Genomic DNA, 16,413 nt, shown 5'->3' with positions numbered 1-16,413 from the left:
CGACAACCCGACGCAGCCGGCCCAAACGACGATTATCTGCCTTAGGAGCGTACATGATCTCCACCAACCCGGCATCATCGCCCGGCGGCTTCCGCTGGCTGCAACTGGCGATCGGCATCGTCTGCATGGCGATGATCGCCAACCTGCAATATGGCTGGACGCTGTTCGTTGATCCGATCGACGCGAAGTTTCACTGGGGCCGTCCGGCCATCCAGCTCGCCTTCACGATTTTCGTGATGACGGAGACATGGCTTGTGCCGGTGGAGGCCTGGTTCGTGGACAAATACGGCCCCCGCATCGTCATCATGTTCGGCGGGCTGATGATCGGGTTGGCCTGGATCATGAACTCATACGCCTCCTCTCTCGTCACGCTTTATGCGGCAGCTGTCGTCGCGGGCATCGGTGCCGGCGCCGTCTACGGCACTTGCGTCGGCAATGCCCTGAAATGGTTTCCGGACCGGCGCGGCCTGGCCGCAGGAGCAACCGCCGCCGGGTTTGGCGCCGGTGCGGCCCTCACCGTCGTACCGATTGCCAACATGATTGCCGCCAGCGGCTACCAGAGCACCTTCCTGACCTTCGGGATCGGACAAGGCCTCATCGTCATCCTGCTGGCCTGGTTCGTCCGGCCACCGCATGGCGTCGAAGCACCCAGGAAAAAGCGTCTCAATCTGCCGCAGAGTGCGATCGACTACACTCCGCCCCAGGTGTTGCGCACCCCGGTCTTCTGGGTCATGTACGTGGTGTTCGTCATGGTGGCTTCCGGCGGCTTGATGACCGCCGCGCAAATCGGGCCGATCGCCCATGACTTCAAGATCGCGGACACGCCGGTCACCCTGGCGGGCTTCCAGATGGCGGCACTGACGTTTGCCATCTCGCTCGATCGCGTCTTCGACGGTTTCGGCCGTCCGCTCTTTGGCTGGGTCTCCGACAATATCGGGCGCGAGCACACGATGTTCATCGCGTTCGCGACAGCGGCGCTGATGTTGCTGACGCTGTCCACCTACGGTCACATTCCGGTTGTCTTCGTGCTGGCCACGGCGATCTACTTCGGCGTCTTCGGCGAAATCTACAGCCTGTTTCCCGCGACGTCGGGCGACACGTTCGGCGCCAAATATGCAACCACCAACAACGGCATGCTCTATACGGCGAAGGGCACGGCGGCGCTGCTCGTGCCGCTCGCGAGCATCATCTCTTCCCAGCTCGGCTGGCAGGCCGTGTTCATCGTCGCGGTTGCACTCAATGCGACCGCTGCCCTCACCGCGTTGTTCCTGATCAAGCCGATGCGGCGCGCGTTCATTCTCGGCAGTGAAGCGACGGCAAGTGCCGCAATCGCTCGCGCAAAGGTCTTTCCCGGTGAAGGCGGTCGACTTGAGGCACCCATGTCTTACGACCGTCTCGAGAAGGCGCCATAACAAGAGACCTATCGGCCGGAGCGCAAGCGATTGAACGACAGATGGACGGATGTGCGGGCTCGGACCGCCCTGCGGCGAATCTTCGACGCCGCCATCGCGAGCGCCGATCCGAGGATCACGATTGCCGACGCCCTGCCGGCAAAGCCGAGGGGCAGATGCATCGTCGTCGGCGCGGGTAAGGCGTCGGCGGCAATGGCTGCGGGCCTCGACGCGGCATGGCCTGACGTCGCGCTTTCCGGCGTCGTCGTCACGCGCCACGGCCATTCGGTTCCAGCCGGCCGTATCGAAGTGCTCGAAGCGTCTCACCCCGTGCCGGATGACACGAGCAGGACCGCGGCCCTTCGCATGCTGCGCGCCGTCGAGGGGCTTTCTGCAGACGATCTCGTCATCGCCCTGATGTCCGGCGGTGGCTCGGCGCTGATGACCCTGCCGGCATCTCCGATGACTCTCGCCGACAAGCAGGCGGTCAACCGGGCACTCCTTGCAAGCGGCGCGACGATTGCCGAGATGAACGTCGTCCGCAAACATCTGTCCGCGATCAAGGGCGGTCGGCTGGCGCTGGCCGCCCGTCCCGCCCGCGTCACGACCCTTGTGATCTCAGACATTCCCGGCGACGATCCCGCGGCGATTGCCTCCGGTCCCTCGCTGCCGGACAGCAGCACGAAAGCCGCTGCGCTGGAGATCGTTGGCCGCTTTGCAATCGACCTGCCGGAAGCGGCGCGGCTTGTGCTCGAACAAGCGGACGAGACACCCAAGCCCGGCGAGATCGATGCTGATGTCCGCATCCTTGCCGCTCCATTCCATGCACTTGACGCTGCGGCCAGCGCCGCCCGGGACGAAGGCCTGACGCCGATCATCCTTGGAGACGCGATCGAGGGCGAGGCATGGGAACTCGGAACCGTGATGGCCGGCATCGCCCGGTCGGTCGCGAGATATGCGCAGCCGGGCCCTGCCCCCGCGGTGCTGCTGTCCGGAGGCGAGACGACGGTGACGATCGGGCGCGGACCGGCGGGACACGGCGGCCGCAACACCGAATTCCTGCTGGGGCTTGCCGTCGCCCTGTCCGGCGCATCCGATATCTGGGCCGTTGCGGGCGACAGCGATGGAATTGATGGAACGGAAGATGCGGCTGGCGCTTTGATCGGTCCGGATACGCTGCGGCGCGCCGCCGCGAATCTGCTTGACGCACGAGCGTACCTGGCTGCTCATGACAGCTACACGTTCTTCGACCGCCTTGGAGACCTCGTGCGCACCGGGCCGACGCTTACGAACGTCAATGATATCCGTGCCGTGCTGATCGCAGCCGGCCAGCCACCGACGAGGTGATTCATGCGTCGTCATCGACGAGCCAAGATCGTTGCAACCGTTGGTCCAGCAAGCAGTTCCCCCGAGATGCTCGAGGCACTGCTGCTGGCGGGCGTCGATACGTTCCGCCTGAACTTCAGTCACGGAACACAGAGCGATCACGCACGCATTCACGCGGCGATCCGAAAGCTGGAACAGGACGTCGGCCGGCCGATCGGCATCCTGATGGACCTCCAGGGCCCGAAGATCCGCGTCGGCACCTTGCGCGATGGAAAGATCGCCGCAATGGCCGGAGAGACCATTCGGTTCGTCTTGTCCGGATCGGAAGGCGACCGAACCGCAATTCCCCTCCCGCATCGGGAGATCTTTGCCGCCGTTGCCCCCGGCCATGACCTTCTGATCGACGACGGCAGGGTCCGCGTTCGCGTTACCGGGCTCGGTGACGATTTCATCGAAGCCAAGGTGATCGTCGGCGGCACGATCTCGAATCACAAGGGCGTCAATCTGCCGGGTACGGTCCTCGATCTTTCACCGCTGACCGCGAAGGATCGCCTCGATCTGGAGTTCGGCCTGAAACTTGGCGTGGATTGGGTTGCGCTGTCGTTCGTGCAGAAGCCCTCGGATATCATCGAGGCGAGAGGCCTCGTCGGGGACCGCGCTGGCCTGATGGCCAAGATCGAGAAGCCGGCAGCGCTCGAACGGATCGACGATATCATCCAGCTGTGCGACGCCATCATGGTTGCGCGGGGAGATCTCGGCGTCGAAATCCCGCATGAGGACGTGCCGGGGCGCCAGAAGGAGCTGGTGCGGGCCTGCCGTCTCGCGGTGAAGCCCGTGATCGTCGCCACGCAAATGCTGGACTCGATGGTCGCGGCCCCGACGCCGACACGTGCGGAAGTCTCCGATGTTGCGACCGCCATCTATGATGGCGCAGACGCCGTGATGCTGTCGGCGGAGTCCGCGACAGGCCGATATCCGCGCGAGGCGGTCGAGATGATGGACCGCATTATCCGCAGCACCGAACAACACAAGATGTACCGCTCGATCGTCGAGGCGACCCAGCCCGGCGAAGAGCAAACGCCACCGCATGCCGTGGCAACGGCGGCGGCCGATCTCGCCTCCGTGGTTCACGCCGCAGCCATTGTGGCCTATACGTCGAGCGGCACCACGGCCGCACGCGTCGCGCGGAAGCGGCCGAGCCGCCCGATCCTCGCCATCACCCCAAGCCGCGAAGTGTCCCGCCGCCTGTGCCTGCTTTGGGGGGCTCACAGCGTGCTTTCCGACGACGTTCAGAGCTATGAGGAGATGGTCGAGCGCGCAACAACATTCGCGCATGCAGAGCAGTTTGCATCGAGTCGCGATCTGCTGGTCGTGGTCGCCGGCATTCCCTTTGGACAAGCGGGAACAACCAACAATCTACGGGTCGTATCGCTGCCCTGAGAGAACCGTCGGCCCGAGCGATTGCATCATCAGCGCACCGCGCGGCGAGGTGAACGCGACGGTCGCGCGCATCCCGATCGCCTAGGTCAGCATCGAGATGATCGACTGAAGCTGATCGGATGCCGACGTCACGAGCCCGTCGAACGATGTCTGGCCGTGAGCTGCGGCTCGCAGAATGCATTCCGCAACAGCGGCCTTGAGACCGAACACGGATTGATCCGCCGGCACGCTTGCCATGACCGCATCCAACGCTTCGCGCATCGTCTGGATCAGTTCGGCGCTGTACTTCATGGCTGTCCCTCCGCGGGCTCAAAATAAGCCGACCGTACGGGGTCGCCACTCACAAGCGCGCGATTCCAAATTGCCTTTTCTTAATGCAGTGACGGATACGTGAACCGGCGAACGCTAGAGATCTCTCTCGGCAAGCTTGCGAAACGCGTCGGGCACCGAATGAACCGCCTCCAGCGCCGCTGAACCATATCCGATCGCCTCCCAGCCAAAGCGATCGCGGATCTTGTCGATCGCACGGTCCGCCGCCCAGCGGGCCATCCCTGTCGGACTTCCAGGCCGAAGCGCTTCGTCCTCCAGTCCGAGTGGAAGCTCCAGTGCAAGATCCCAATGCTCCTCGAGATGCGAAACCGAGATCGCCAGCAGCGAGATGATCTTCTCGCCGGGATGGTCGGCAAGAGCAGCGCGCACGAGATTCTCGGCGAGCCGGGCCAGGACGATGGTCGTGCACACCGGCGCATCGATCGTCATCGAGCGCGTCACCGACTTCAGGTCGGCGAAACGGACGCGCACCGTCACGGTTCGTCCAGGCCGTGATTTCGCCCGAAGCCGCGTGGCGACGCGGTCGGCGAGATGAAGCAGCGTGGGCCGGATGACTTGCTCGATCGCAGGCTTTCGGCCAAGCGCCGATTGTGCCCCCGCCGATCGCGCGCGCCGGTGTGGCTTGAGCTGTCGCGGATCGCGATTCCAGGCCAGCGCGGCGAGTTTCTCGCCCGCTGCCGGACCGAGCAAGTGCGTCAGCGACCGTTCCGACAATTTGGCGAGCTGACCGATCGTCGCTACGCCGATCGCGTCCAACCGGGTCCTCGTGACCGGCCCTACTCCCCACATCAACTCAACCGGCAATTCGTGAAGGAAGCTCAGCTCGGCGTCGGGATCAACGACGACAAGTCCGTCGGGCTTTGCGACCTGCGAGGCGATCTTCGCCAGATGCTTGGTGCGGGCGACGCCGACCGAGATCGGAAGGCCGAGCTCGCTGCGTACGCGCCACCGGATCGACGCGGCTATTTCGGCAGGCGTTCCGAACAGGTGAGTGCAGCCGGCAACGTCCGCAAACGCCTCGTCGATCGAAATTCGCTCGACCAGCGGCGTGAAGTCGCCGATCACCTTGATGGCCGCGTCACCCAACCGCTGGTAATCGCTGAAATGGCCGCCGACGAAAACCAGTTGCGGGCACAGTTGGCGCGCTTCCCGCCCCGACATGCCGCCATGCACTCCGAAGGCCTTGGCCTCATAGGACGCCGCCAGCACAACCCCGCCCCCGACGGCGATCGGCTTGCCGCGCAGCGACGGCTCGAGCAGCTGCTCGACCGATGCGTAAAATGCATCCAGGTCCGCATGAAGGATGGTGGCTGCGGCTGCCATCTCGACCCGTTCATCCCTGACCTGACCGAAGCCGCCCGTCTCCGGACGTGGAAATTGACAATAGAACAAAATAGGAACAATCTGAAATCGAGTCAATCCAGCATGTCATTGCGGCCGCTGGCGCCGCGAACGACGCCGGGTCGTCAACGCGCGTTGCCACGCTGCGCGCGCGCTTGCCGCGCGAGAGGATCTGCCGGCGCTCCCTTCAGCCGGCTTCGCCCGATCGCCCCCGATCTCGGTCCGCAGGAGATCGAAGCGGGAGTTGCTGCGAGGCATCGACGCGAGGCACATCGGCGGATCGTTCGAGATGCATGACGGCGGCTTCTGCGATGCACGACCGCAGCTTGCGCGTATTGCCGCACCAGCTCGCTCATCAGCCGGCTGACTTTGCCGCGCAGGGCTTTTTCGGGTAGATATTTTGCAATGACCGACCAATCCCATCAGGTGGACTTCCAAGCTGCGGCCCACCTTTACAAATGGCCTTCTCTCAACAACTCGAGGCGAGAGGATCGCGCGCCCTATATGGTCGTCAATGGAACGCTCGACCAATGCATTCGGGATTTCATGGGCAAGCCCGAGAAGACGCGACATCTTTACGAGATCCGGACCAAGTCGCAGCCTCCCCTCGTCCCCGACGTGCTGTCGCCCGAGCATGTGATCGAGCTTTCCAGGCTTCGCGAGTTTCTCTGAGGCGCGCAACGAACGCGATCCCGACGCGTCGCGTTTGCGGGCCGACTTATCCATCTGTCGTAGGTCTGGTGCCGGATTGTTTGCCCCTTGGCGAGCCGGTACACTTGCTTGACTCCCTGACTGACCGACGTCCGCGCCGGCATGATTGATCCGCTTCGACCCCGCTGAGGCTCGCACGTCGCCTGCACGGGAGCGGAACGGCGGCACGGCCGGTTGATGGGGCATCGCGAGGCGCCGCATGAGGTTCAATCTGGCGATCCTGAGTGTGCTGGCCGCAAAGCCCGGGCAGCGGATCGCGATCGACGAGGTCAGCCGGGAGGTCAAGCGTATGATCGCGGCCGGCGATGAAGCCACGCAGTCGAAGCGGCCGTCCGAGCTTGGCGATGCCGACGTCTTCCAATCGGGATGGGCATCGATCAACGACGCGGGCCTGCAGATCACCGATTCGGGACTCTCGCTGTGGCGCTCGCTTGAAACCGCCCGCATCGAACAAGGACCCGATCAACAGGAAACGGAGCGATTGGACGCCGCTGCGGCCGACACGCGCCATTACGTTGCAGATACTGCGATCGACCGCCCCGACGACGTTGATCTCGAGCTCCCCGGTATGACGCGCGAGGACCACGACGACCGCCAGCCATCCGGCGCGGGCCGTTCGGCTACCGCTCCCGGCATCCCCTCGGCGCACTCTCCGGTCGTCCCTGCGCCTGCATTCGGCGCCTTTCAAGAGGCGAACCGGGTGGTGGCTGCGCGGCTGTCCGGTCTGGTCAGCTTGCTCGGCACGATCAGGCCGAAATTCGCCGCCGCGCGGCGACGGCGACCCGCGGAGGATGTCGGGGATCGTCGTGCCGATCGTCGAGGCGGATTGACGGGGCTGGCGGTGGCGTGCCTCAGCCTGATCTCGGTCGTCGCTTGCGTTGCCGCCGCGATTGCGCTTGGTCAGCTCTCTTCGCTGAAGTCGGACATTGCCGCGTTGCGGCGGGAGATCGCGCCGCTGAGGGAACGCCTCACCAGACTCGAACAGGTCGAAGTCGCAAAACGCGAGGCTGCCCAGCAGCAAGATGCGCAAGACAAGGCCGAGGCGGAAAAGAAGCTGCCTGACGGCGCAGGCGAACAGGCCGCGCTCAACCTCTCGCGTGAAGAGATTCAGTTGATCAGGGAGTACATCAAGGCCGCGCCTTCGGCCGGCGCAGCCGTCGCGCCGATCAATGTCGGCGATCCCGTCACCGGCGGAATGATTCCGCTGCCTTCATCGCTAACGGAGAAGGTGCCGCGTCTTGTCGGCGCGAGATTCGCGACCCGCAACGGCGCCATCGTCATCAGCACACGAAACAGCCGCCGCATCGATGCCGTGCTGATGCCGAACTAGCACCTTACGGGAATTAACAGGGCAAGTTCGAAGAATGTGACCCATTCGCTCCCAATCTCTTGCGCCAAGCCACTGGGAGATTGGGATTTTTTCGGGCGATTCCCGACAAACGCGTCGCTGGAAAATTGGCGTTCGCGGTACGGGAAATTTCGCTGCGGGCGCGGCAAACCTCCTGCCCCAAGGTGCCTGCCGCAGGGCGCCGCCGCCTTGCATATTAACCTCATCGCCAAATATGTTTGACGATCAAAAATCCGGGCCTATATCTAATTTTGAGCCGCCCGGCCGATCCTAACCGGTAGCCCCCCAGAAACCAAATCGATGATGATCACAACTGAACGCGGTTAACCGCGCTTCGGCGTGCGTTGGCTCTTGGGCTGTGCCCCAAGGTGTCGCTCGCGTCCGCGGTGCGAAAGATGGAGCGGCGCAATGAGCAAAGACGGCGATGAGGCGCCCGGCGAGCCGCGCAGCGAGGCCTACGAGGTTGGTTACGGCAAACCGCCCAAGGCGACCCGCTTTGGGGTACGGGCGCAGCCGAACCGGCGTGCAAGCAAACAGCGCTCGCCTGATATTGCGGCGCTGCTGGAGCGGTCGATCGAGGCTCGCATCGATGGCAAAATCACCAAACTGCATCCGCACCAGGCGATGCTGCACGGGCTGTTCAAGCGTGTGGTCGCGGGCAAAATCCCCGCGATCAAGCTGTTTCTGCCGGAATGCAAGCGCGCCAAATTGCTCGATCCACCGCCTGACATCGTAAGCTGTTCCGTCATCGAAGTACCGCATGGCACGCCGATGCACCTCGCCGTGCGGCTTGTCAAACACGTCGGTCCCCCGCCCTGGGCTGCCGATGTCTACCAGCAATTCAAAAGTGAATATGAGGCCGAGTACTACATACGTCAAAACGCGCTGAGTTGGCGGCTCGATCCTGTCGCCACGACCGAAATCGAGGCGCGTCTGACATCGTACGGCTTCGATCAGCACGCCATCAACACCGACGTCTACATCCAGGCGCGCGAAGTCTTCGTCTTGTTCGAGGGCCTGCTCAATGCCGCGCAGGCCAGGCGACTGGTGCTCATCAGAGAGATTAAGAAGCAGCGCTTTCAGGCCTAGCGCGACCGTTCTCGCGAGTTCAGTTCGTCTTGGCCAGGACGAGGTGCCGCGACTGCTCGGCGCGAAATTGGCGCCTCGCAATGGCGCGATCATCATCAGCGCACGAAACAGCCGCTGCGTCGATGCCGTGCTGATGCCGAACTAGATCTGCGCAGAAGTATCGAAGTATCTACGCACAGAATCATTTCACGCGTTGGGCTATCGCTCTTTCAAAGAAAACGATTTGCCCGAAGGGGCGCGAAATGGAATTAGCCTTGCCTCCGGGCGGCATCGGAGCATCGGAAAGTGAACCTCCCGATGCTTCAACTGCAAATGGGCCCGCCCCTTTCAGGGATCAGGGCCAGACTGATATCTGCGCGAGCTAGGCCATCAAGGAATAGATCGGACAGCGAGTGTCGATAGCCGCACAACCCTCCGCACCCTTGCGGTGCAGCCGGAGCGCGGCATTTGTCAGATCGCCTGCGTCAGCTTGCTAAAGAAGCGCCCGCAGCGCCCCCGCGGAGCGAAAATGAGGCGGTGGATGTGGCTGCTTTGGAGCAACAATCCCCACAACATCGCTATGGCGGATCAAATCCCGTCCATGATGCCCGGCCTCATGACGTTGAGCACGATTGCGTCGGTATGTCTGGTTGCGGCTATGGTGGTGCGCTGACGATCGACGTCGAGGTTGTTTGGATGTGTCGTATGGCTTCGCGTGCCGGCCTTTCGATCAAGAAATAGCTAAACCAGAAGACAGCAAATGAAATCAAGATCGCGGCAGGATATGCGAACCATCGCCAGATGTCAGGCGATCCGAACAGGACCATAAGCCCGATAAACAGAATGAAGTGCGTCATATAGATCGAGTACGAGATCACGCCGAGAAAGTGCAATGGCCTTGACCCAAGGAGCCGGGACGCGATCGATGCTCGGTCGGTCGCCGCCAGAATTGCGAATGGATACACAAAAACCAAAGCTTGCAGGTTGATGCGGCCGCAATAGGCTACCGCAATGATTATTGCGATCACAGACCAAATCAGTGACGGTGACTTTGTGCAGAATGTGTAGAGCGCATCGCGCCGCTCGTAGCACAGAAAGACGATCCATCCCGCAGTGAAGCCAAATGCACCGCGAATCAAGTCTACCCAATAGCTAAGTTTATCGGCGGACTGATGTAGCTGTGCGGCGCTTAACTCGCCATCGAAGTGGCGAACGAACATAGAGTATGATGCAGACGATAGCAGGACGATGCACAGCAGCCTAATGGGTGTGGATCTCGGTGCTCCCAGCCGTAGCAGCAGTGGAAACAGGAATAGGTAGCAAAACCATTCGACGGAGATAGACCACGCTGGCGCGTTCCAATGAACGCCGGAGCCGATCACGGGCCACGCGTTAAGCATGGCCGTCTGGAGCGAAGCATCCGAAATTGCAGCGCTAACCGGATATGTTTTTGGATTGATCTGAAATGGCCAGACTATGCATGCTCTGGCGATAAGTAGCGTGACGAGGTACAGCGGGTATCCCGATGGCACCGTCAGCGTGTTCCTTGGACCGCATCGATTGGCGAGGTTTGCGCCTGACGGACAGCAGATCAGCCCCGACGCGCCTCAGCCTGGCGGCGTGCTCGGAGCCGTCAAGGACAAGCCCTGGCGGGCGCGCAAGCGCGCGTCCTTGACCGCTCCTGCGCGCGCCGCCGTCAAGATCGTGCGGGTCGGGGCGGAGAAACGGGCTTCAAGTCGAACAAAGAAACTGACAAAGTCCCCACCAACAATATCCCTGGCATGACCAAATCGGCCGAGCCGTCCGCGCCTTCCGGCTCCCCTGCAAATCAGAAACGAAGGCGACAGATCACGAGCTACAAAAACACGACATCTTCACCCGCTACGGACATTGTGCTGCAATCGGCGAAGCGCCGGGGTCAGTTCGTGCCAGCGATGAGGAGCAGATTGTTCAGTACAGGCGTAGAGCAGAAGGCCACCACAAGGGCCACGTTGTAAACGTTCTTGCTGCGCCAAAGCAGCCCCGTCACCAGAAGCGTTAGACCGAGCTTGGGAATAAGCCACCAGGCGCCGAGCCATGTCTGTGCCAGCCTCATGAATGGGTTCAGTTCGCCCATTCCCAGATCCAGGATCACATTCGTCGTCACGAGATCGGCGCAACCCAGGAGCAAGCAGGACAGCACCAAGAGTGCTTTGACCCGATTCCCCTTTAGGCCTTCGGTGCCGAAGATGCCTGGCGAGGTCATATCAAAGGATCCTGCGGCAATGGCGGAGTTAAAAGGATCAGCGAGGACGCAATCGGAGGGTGTCTAAGCCAAAAACCTTTATATTTTCGCAAGCTTCGGCTGAGGTCGCTTTCCGGGCCGGATGGCTTAAGACGCGCCCTCGGGATTGTCCCTGCCCCAAAAAGCCGGCTTGGGCCGATTGCGGTGGAGCGAACGACGTCCCGCCCTCCGCTTCCGCGGCTCCGCGGCTCCGCCGCTTCGGTAATCGCTCCTGAACAGCGTTTTCGGGTTACGCGGAATTTCGCAGCTCACGTTGAGGCGGCCGGCGAGAATGCCGCCCTGGATTTTGACCGCGGTTCAGCGCGGTCCGCGGAGACCGGGTTTCATCGCGGTATGCAAGGCAAGCAAGGATCAGTTAACGCGCCGACCTAGACACAACGTTGGTTAACGTCAGGCGCGCCGATCGGAACAAACAAAGAACATTACCAAGGTTTGCCGAAACTTCTCTTCGCACCGGCCCGGTTCGGCGAACCTGCGTCAAGCCCGTATGGTTAAAACAGGCGGCTCGAGCCTCTCCATCGGCCGGAGCGCCGGGCGTCGGGTTAATTTTCTCCGCTCCAAAACAGGGCCAATTCCTGCAAGGGTCGCTTCTTGCGCTCACCCAAAGTTTAAGGAAAAATAGCCTTCAATATCTATGAGGAGTCGTTTTCTCTACGTACCGCTCTTTTTATTGGAATTGATTTTCTGCAGGCGAATTTTAACAGGCTGCCTTACCGATCAGAGACTCAGATTGAATTGGCGAGTCGTTCCTCATGTCGAGTGAGATCGCAAATGTCGCGTTTCTCGCGGCGGTGTTTGTAGGTGTCATCTACGGCAGTCGCATCTTGGAGACGAGGTGGCCCATTGCGGACGTCCTCTACTCCGAGTTTCGTGATGATTGGCTCGCGGTTATTGTGAATGTCGGATTGGCAAGCTTGCTCGCGCCGATTGCAGCAATAATTGCTGGCAAGATAGCTAGCTATACTGGGATTGGCTGGCTTCGATTACCGACCGAAGGTTACTGGTGGTACGCCTCTCTTGGATTCGTCGTCGTTGCAATGGATCTCTACAAGTACACTTTCCATCGCCTCCAGCATGCGATCCCGTTCCTTTGGTCGATGCATTCGTTCCATCATAGCGCAAACGCCGTTACCTTCATCACCGGTGCTCGACATTTTTGGCTTGAGCGAGTGCTGGCTGACGCCTTTCTTCCAATTCTGGCGATCTTGCTTCGGGTCCCGCCAGATATGGCAATTACCGCTGCCTTTATTTTCTTTGTTCCCGACGCTTGCGCTCACCTGAACGTGCGTATCCCGTTGGGTCGGTTTGTTACCTGGATCAACAATCCGCAATGGCATCGCATCCATCATTCCGTCCTGACGGAGCATCGAGACAAAAACTTTGCTGCCTTTTTTCCACTCTGGGACATTCTTTTTGGTACGGCGTTCGTGCCGAAGCCAGACGAGTATCCTGCAACGGGACTCGTGCCCGCTGAACGAGTGGACGTCATCAACAGTGTGATTTGGCCAATCCGACATTTGAGGCATCGAAAGTCCGAGAATGAATTGGCTTAAGGAGCCCACAGGCCGCTCGAAATACTGGATCAAGGTTAAGAACCGCATGCCAAGAGTTGCAAGATAGCTTGCGCCGGTCATCCCGCAGCAAGCGGTTGGCTTGGCAGTTGCATACCCCGGAAATACAGTGGTATTTTCAGCTATTGCGCGACGTTCTGGCCAATTTTTGATGAGCAATTTGGAACCAGAATTTACCAAGCATCAGAATCGCTCTGAGCCGCTTGACGCACTCCGCGGACTGGCGATTTCGCTTGTCATCGCCCGCCACTACTTCGGGTTCACGTTCGGCGTGTTCGGCGTTGACCTGTTCTTCGTCCTCAGCGGCTTCTTGATCGGCGGCATTCTACTGGATGGCCGTGAGCATCCCGGCTATTTCTCATCCTTCTACGGACGGCGCGCGTTCCGGATTCTGCCGCTGTACTGGCTCCTCTTGGTGCTCGCTCCTCCGGATCACTGGGGTTACTACCTGTTCTTCGCTCAGGCAGTGCCGTGGTTGCAATTCGGCTATCCTCTGCAGGAGCCAGCGTTCATCACGTGGTCGCTGGCCATCGAAGAGCAATTCTACCTATTCCTGCCGGTGCTCATTTATTGGCTGCCACGCCAATGGCTGATCCGGGTCCTTTGGATCGGCGTGCTGCTCGCTCCGGTCTGGCGCTGGCTGCTTGACGCCGGTTTGCATGACCAGTCCTGGGAGTATCTCCTGCCCGGCCGTTTGGATGAACTATTCGGTGGCGTTCTGCTTGCCTGCTTTATGCGCGGTTATTGCCGCTCCCGTATCATTTGGGCGGTCCTGGCCTGCCTGGCGCCACTTTGCGACGTTGCCTATTTCGTGACGGTTGCCCCCTTCCCCCCGCTCTCGGTCGTCGCATTGATCTGCTGCGTTGCGGTGTGGTCGGGCGCCACAACGAAGAGGCCGGTGGTGCTTCGTCCGCTGATCTGGATGGGGCGCCGCTGCTATGCGCTCTACCTATTCCATATGTTTGTGTATGGCATGGTCATTAACCTCGGCGTTCCATTCTCCGCCTTCGTCGCTCTTCCGATTGTGTGTTGCGCCGCGGAGATAAGCTGGCGCATGATCGAGGCGCCCCTCATCGGCTACGCAAAAAGAAGATTTGCCGGTACCGGATCGAGCCCACTAGGTATCGTAGGCGCGGTTTAGCGCACTGCCCTGAGCCCAGCGCAAGCCCGTTAACGTTCGCACCTTATAGCGGACTGCTCTATTGAGAGATTATAGGTTGTGATGATAGGCTATTGCCATTTTCAGGCAGGCTGGTTTCAATGAGTTATACGGAATGCGTTGAGCGCAAAGCGTTAAGTTTGGCGCGAACTGCTGGCCAAGAATCCGCCGAAGCGACGCACTTTTGGCTAATCATCGGAGCGATGACAGCGGTCGCTGCGTTAGGCCTTTATTTGTCGAACATGAAGGTCTCGCTCGGCTTCCCGATCATCTTCGGCTTCCTCGCGCTGGTTGGCCTCAATTTGTTTTACACGAGGGTAAGGAAGAACCCTCTTTTTGCATCAATTGCCCTCACGTGCGCGCAATTGGTTGCATTCACCAACGTAGCGATAGTTCTGAGTTACCTTGCCGCCGCTCGACGCCTTTCCTTGGTCGACAATGCACTGGTAGCCATGGATGATGCGGTCGGGTTCAACTGGCTAGCGCTATTTACGTGGTTGAAGATCGAGCATCCGACGATCGGCTGGATGTTCGATCTGATTTACGACACCATGATCATTCAATCTTTCATACTGCTCATCGTGCTATACTCCACCAAAAGGCTCTTGCAGGCCCGGGCATTCAGTTGGCTGTTCGCCGCAACTCTGCTCATCATCATCCCGATATCGATGGTGCTCCCCGCGGAAGGCGCCTGGGCGCACTATGGCGTGGCACATCTGACGAGCAACTACTACCTGCCCGACTTCTACGCCATCCGTTCGGGATCGATACATGTCATCGACATGACCAAGCCTACAGGCATCATACAGTTTCCTTCGTTTCACGCCGCTCTTGCCTTGATCTTGATCCTTTTAAGCAGAGGAACATTCCTGTTTCCCGTTTATCTTCCTCTGAATGTCCTAATGATCTTCTCGGCACTAACCGCCGGCGGGCACTACCTGACAGATGTCGCGTTTGGACTTGCGACGGTGCCAGTCGCGATTCTTGTGCTGCGACTAGCGGGCCGCACGTCCGATCGTCAGCTTCCGATCCCATGAAATTATGATCGATTATTCATATTGCATGGGCCGGTCCGATTTTTGGCAACCTGATCCGGATCAGGAACGTACCGGAATTGTCCCGCTAGCGTCGAGTTGCCGCAATCTCATCCAGATGACCGCGATCAGTGTGGCGCACATGAATGGACCTACGGGCACAAGCGTGATCGGGAAGGCATATCCCAGCAGGAACATAATGCAGACGGCGAATCGGAAGGATCGTTGGTTTGATGGCGAGGTGATCCCGTCAGCGCCCGTGACGAATACCAACGCGATCACCAGGATTTGCATATCGTAGATGGCGAAGTAAGGGGAAATCAGAGGCGTTGCCGCAAGCAGGCAGGCGGCTTTCACGACGAAGCCCACGTTGCGCCTCCACATGATCAGCGCCCAGACCGCGGCGGCGGACGCGACAAGTATCTGCAGCGACATAGCCAACCCGTAACCAAAACCGGCAAGCCGAAACAGGCCATAGATGCTCTGCAACTTGTACCACGGCAGCGCGCCAGTGAGATGGAATTGCGTCGTCGCGAAGGTTGCTGCTTCACGAAATCCCGTGCACGTATCCCAGCCGAAGATGGTCCCAGACAGCAGCAGGAGAGCGGGCGCCACCAGGGAGGCCATTATGACGACATTCCAACGTCCAGTGGCGATCAATACGAGAGGAAGAAGGACGCCATATTGAGGCTTGAAGATGAGCAGCGCTACCAAGAAACCACTGATGATCGGGCGCCGATCCAATAGCACCAGGGCGCCTCCGAATAGCGCCGCTGCAAGCAGCGAGCTTTGACCGGCAAGGAAATCGTAGACGACGGGCGGTGCTGACAGTGCAAGCAGGAGCGCGCCTGAACGCGGCCGAATGGAGTAGACGACGAACAGCCAGCAAAACAGCTTTGCCGCGCTCCAAACCCAGAACGCCGCCGTAAAAGGCAAGAGCGCGATGGGGTCAACGCGAACCTGCTTCGGAAGTGGATCAAGAAGCACACCGCCACCAGGTCGCTGCCGCCGTCCTCACGCCCGGCGTTCATCCCGGTTCAGCTTGAGGGGGCCGCCGATCGAGCCCTGTCGCGGCAAGACAGCGTGGCGACGGTGGATTTGCCGGCGACTTGCGATGAAGTGCGTGGTTCGGAACCCAAAGGGACTCCAGCTTTTTGTTCTCCGGCCAAAGTGAGCGTGTCGCTGCCGAACGGCGTGAAGCTCGCGCTGGAATGCGGCGATGTGGATGTATTGACGGCGATCATCGGAGCACTGGGCCATGTTCAGACTGGGCGGTGACCTGCAGGTCTATCTGCACCGTGAGCCGATCGACTTCCGGGCTGGCATCAACAGCCTTGCGGTCCTGGTCCAGGAGACGATGGCGCTCGATCGTAAGCGTAGCTCTGAGGCCCATTTGATTGGCGCTTGACG

The 16,413-nt window shown here is 60.5% G+C and carries 15 protein-coding genes and 1 pseudogene; 11 read left to right on the top strand and 5 right to left on the bottom strand.

Translation table 11 applies throughout. The annotated features are described in order from the left end of the window. Positions 1-53: 53 nt before the first annotated feature. Genes oxlT through pyk form a run of 3 tightly spaced genes read left to right on the top strand, consistent with a single transcriptional unit; the run spans position 54 to position 4,157 of the window. Positions 54-1,412 carry an oxalate/formate MFS antiporter gene (oxlT, locus tag ACVMDN_RS11810; RefSeq protein ID WP_229190205.1) on the top strand — a complete coding sequence of 453 codons (1,359 nt, stop codon included), beginning with the start codon at positions 54-56 and terminating at the stop codon, positions 1,410-1,412. A 30-nt stretch (positions 1,413-1,442) separates the two neighbouring features. Continuing rightward, positions 1,443-2,738: a glycerate kinase type-2 family protein gene (locus tag ACVMDN_RS11805; protein ID WP_456814285.1), complete on the top strand. Its 1,296-nt coding sequence runs from the start codon at positions 1,443-1,445 to the stop codon at positions 2,736-2,738. A gap of 3 nt (positions 2,739-2,741) precedes the next feature. Continuing rightward, the gene (gene pyk / locus ACVMDN_RS11800) at positions 2,742-4,157 is read left to right on the top strand and encodes a pyruvate kinase (protein ID WP_057017093.1); all 1,416 of its coding nucleotides are present in this window, start codon (positions 2,742-2,744) and stop codon (positions 4,155-4,157) included. A gap of 81 nt (positions 4,158-4,238) precedes the next feature. On the opposite strand, the gene ACVMDN_RS11795 is transcribed toward pyk, so the two are convergent. Together ACVMDN_RS11795 and dinB are read right to left on the bottom strand one after the other, a co-directional pair. Continuing rightward, the gene (locus ACVMDN_RS11795; RefSeq protein WP_057017092.1) at positions 4,239-4,448 is read right to left on the bottom strand and encodes a hypothetical protein; all 210 of its coding nucleotides are present in this window, start codon (positions 4,446-4,448) and stop codon (positions 4,239-4,241) included. Positions 4,449-4,562: 114 nt separating this feature from the next. Next, entirely contained in the window at positions 4,563-5,810 is a 1,248-nt protein-coding gene (dinB, locus tag ACVMDN_RS11790; RefSeq protein WP_456814284.1) for a DNA polymerase IV, read from the bottom strand. A 423-nt stretch (positions 5,811-6,233) separates the two neighbouring features. Here dinB and ACVMDN_RS11785 point away from each other — a divergent pair, with 423 nt between their 5' ends. From ACVMDN_RS11785 to ACVMDN_RS11775, 3 genes are all read left to right on the top strand, one after another. After that, the gene (locus ACVMDN_RS11785) at positions 6,234-6,500 is read left to right on the top strand and encodes a hypothetical protein (RefSeq protein WP_016846025.1); all 267 of its coding nucleotides are present in this window, start codon (positions 6,234-6,236) and stop codon (positions 6,498-6,500) included. A gap of 328 nt (positions 6,501-6,828) precedes the next feature. Continuing rightward, positions 6,829-7,869 carry a hypothetical protein gene (locus ACVMDN_RS11780; RefSeq protein ID WP_456835198.1) on the top strand — a complete coding sequence of 347 codons (1,041 nt, stop codon included), beginning with the start codon at positions 6,829-6,831 and terminating at the stop codon, positions 7,867-7,869. A gap of 426 nt (positions 7,870-8,295) precedes the next feature. After that, entirely contained in the window at positions 8,296-8,976 is a 681-nt protein-coding gene (locus ACVMDN_RS11775) for a hypothetical protein (protein ID WP_456814282.1), read from the top strand. Positions 8,977-9,611: 635 nt separating this feature from the next. Here the strand turns inward: ACVMDN_RS11775 and ACVMDN_RS11770 are convergent. Then, positions 9,612-10,487 carry an acyltransferase family protein gene (locus ACVMDN_RS11770; RefSeq protein ID WP_456835199.1) on the bottom strand — a complete coding sequence of 292 codons (876 nt, stop codon included), beginning with the start codon at positions 10,485-10,487 and terminating at the stop codon, positions 9,612-9,614. Positions 10,488-10,873: 386 nt separating this feature from the next. Then, positions 10,874-11,200 (bottom strand): DUF5658 family protein, encoded by a 327-nt coding sequence (locus ACVMDN_RS11765; protein ID WP_456814280.1) that lies wholly within the window; start codon positions 11,198-11,200, stop codon positions 10,874-10,876. Positions 11,201-11,991: 791 nt separating this feature from the next. Here ACVMDN_RS11765 and ACVMDN_RS11760 point away from each other — a divergent pair. The 3 genes from ACVMDN_RS11760 to ACVMDN_RS11750 all read left to right on the top strand — a co-directional run bounded on the left by ACVMDN_RS11760 (position 11,992) and on the right by ACVMDN_RS11750 (position 15,006). Further along, positions 11,992-12,792 (top strand): sterol desaturase family protein, encoded by an 801-nt coding sequence (locus ACVMDN_RS11760; protein WP_456814279.1) that lies wholly within the window; start codon positions 11,992-11,994, stop codon positions 12,790-12,792. 169 nt (positions 12,793-12,961) lie between these two features. Then, positions 12,962-13,951 (top strand): acyltransferase family protein, encoded by a 990-nt coding sequence (locus tag ACVMDN_RS11755; RefSeq protein ID WP_456814278.1) that lies wholly within the window; start codon positions 12,962-12,964, stop codon positions 13,949-13,951. 119 nt (positions 13,952-14,070) lie between these two features. Continuing rightward, the gene (locus ACVMDN_RS11750) at positions 14,071-15,006 is read left to right on the top strand and encodes a phosphatase PAP2 family protein (protein WP_456835200.1); all 936 of its coding nucleotides are present in this window, start codon (positions 14,071-14,073) and stop codon (positions 15,004-15,006) included. 60 nt (positions 15,007-15,066) lie between these two features. Here ACVMDN_RS11750 and ACVMDN_RS11745 read toward each other — a convergent pair whose 3' ends face one another. Further along, positions 15,067-15,990, bottom strand: coding sequence for a glycosyltransferase family 87 protein (locus ACVMDN_RS11745; RefSeq protein WP_456814276.1), 924 nt, complete (start codon positions 15,988-15,990; stop codon positions 15,067-15,069). On the opposite strand from ACVMDN_RS11745, the pseudogene ACVMDN_RS11740 reads away from it, so the two are divergent. Together ACVMDN_RS11740 and tnpB are read left to right on the top strand one after the other, a co-directional pair. Next, positions 15,949-16,281, top strand: a pseudogene (locus ACVMDN_RS11740) (IS66-like element accessory protein TnpA); the annotation flags it as partial. The gene ACVMDN_RS11745 and the pseudogene ACVMDN_RS11740 sit on opposite strands and share 42 nt — an antisense overlap. Then, complete coding sequence (tnpB, locus tag ACVMDN_RS11735; protein WP_456814275.1) at positions 16,262-16,411, top strand: IS66 family insertion sequence element accessory protein TnpB; 150 nt, start codon at positions 16,262-16,264, stop codon at positions 16,409-16,411. The pseudogene ACVMDN_RS11740 and the gene tnpB, both read left to right, overlap by 20 nt. Positions 16,412-16,413: the final 2 nt, after the last annotated feature.

The sequence above is a fragment of the Bradyrhizobium sp. USDA 4510 genome, assembly GCF_054059095.1.
This window is presented reverse-complemented; position numbering and strand designations above follow the sequence as displayed.

Coding starts and splice junctions, on each gene's coding strand:
- oxlT (WP_229190205.1), top strand. CDS start 54: ATGATCTCCACCAACCCGGCATCATCGCCCGGCGGCTTCCGCTGGCTG.
- pyk (WP_057017093.1), top strand. CDS start 2,742: ATGCGTCGTCATCGACGAGCCAAGATCGTTGCAACCGTTGGTCCAGCA.
- ACVMDN_RS11795 (WP_057017092.1), bottom strand. CDS start 4,448: ATGAAGTACAGCGCCGAACTGATCCAGACGATGCGCGAAGCGTTGGAT.
- dinB (WP_456814284.1), bottom strand. CDS start 5,810: ATGGCAGCCGCAGCCACCATCCTTCATGCGGACCTGGATGCATTTTAC.
- ACVMDN_RS11785 (WP_016846025.1), top strand. CDS start 6,234: ATGACCGACCAATCCCATCAGGTGGACTTCCAAGCTGCGGCCCACCTT.
- ACVMDN_RS11780 (WP_456835198.1), top strand. CDS start 6,829: ATGATCGCGGCCGGCGATGAAGCCACGCAGTCGAAGCGGCCGTCCGAG.
- ACVMDN_RS11775 (WP_456814282.1), top strand. CDS start 8,296: ATGAGCAAAGACGGCGATGAGGCGCCCGGCGAGCCGCGCAGCGAGGCC.
- ACVMDN_RS11765 (WP_456814280.1), bottom strand. CDS start 11,200: ATGACCTCGCCAGGCATCTTCGGCACCGAAGGCCTAAAGGGGAATCGG.
- ACVMDN_RS11760 (WP_456814279.1), top strand. CDS start 11,992: ATGTCGAGTGAGATCGCAAATGTCGCGTTTCTCGCGGCGGTGTTTGTA.
- ACVMDN_RS11755 (WP_456814278.1), top strand. CDS start 12,962: ATGAGCAATTTGGAACCAGAATTTACCAAGCATCAGAATCGCTCTGAG.
- ACVMDN_RS11750 (WP_456835200.1), top strand. CDS start 14,071: ATGAGTTATACGGAATGCGTTGAGCGCAAAGCGTTAAGTTTGGCGCGA.
- tnpB (WP_456814275.1), top strand. CDS start 16,262: ATGTTCAGACTGGGCGGTGACCTGCAGGTCTATCTGCACCGTGAGCCG.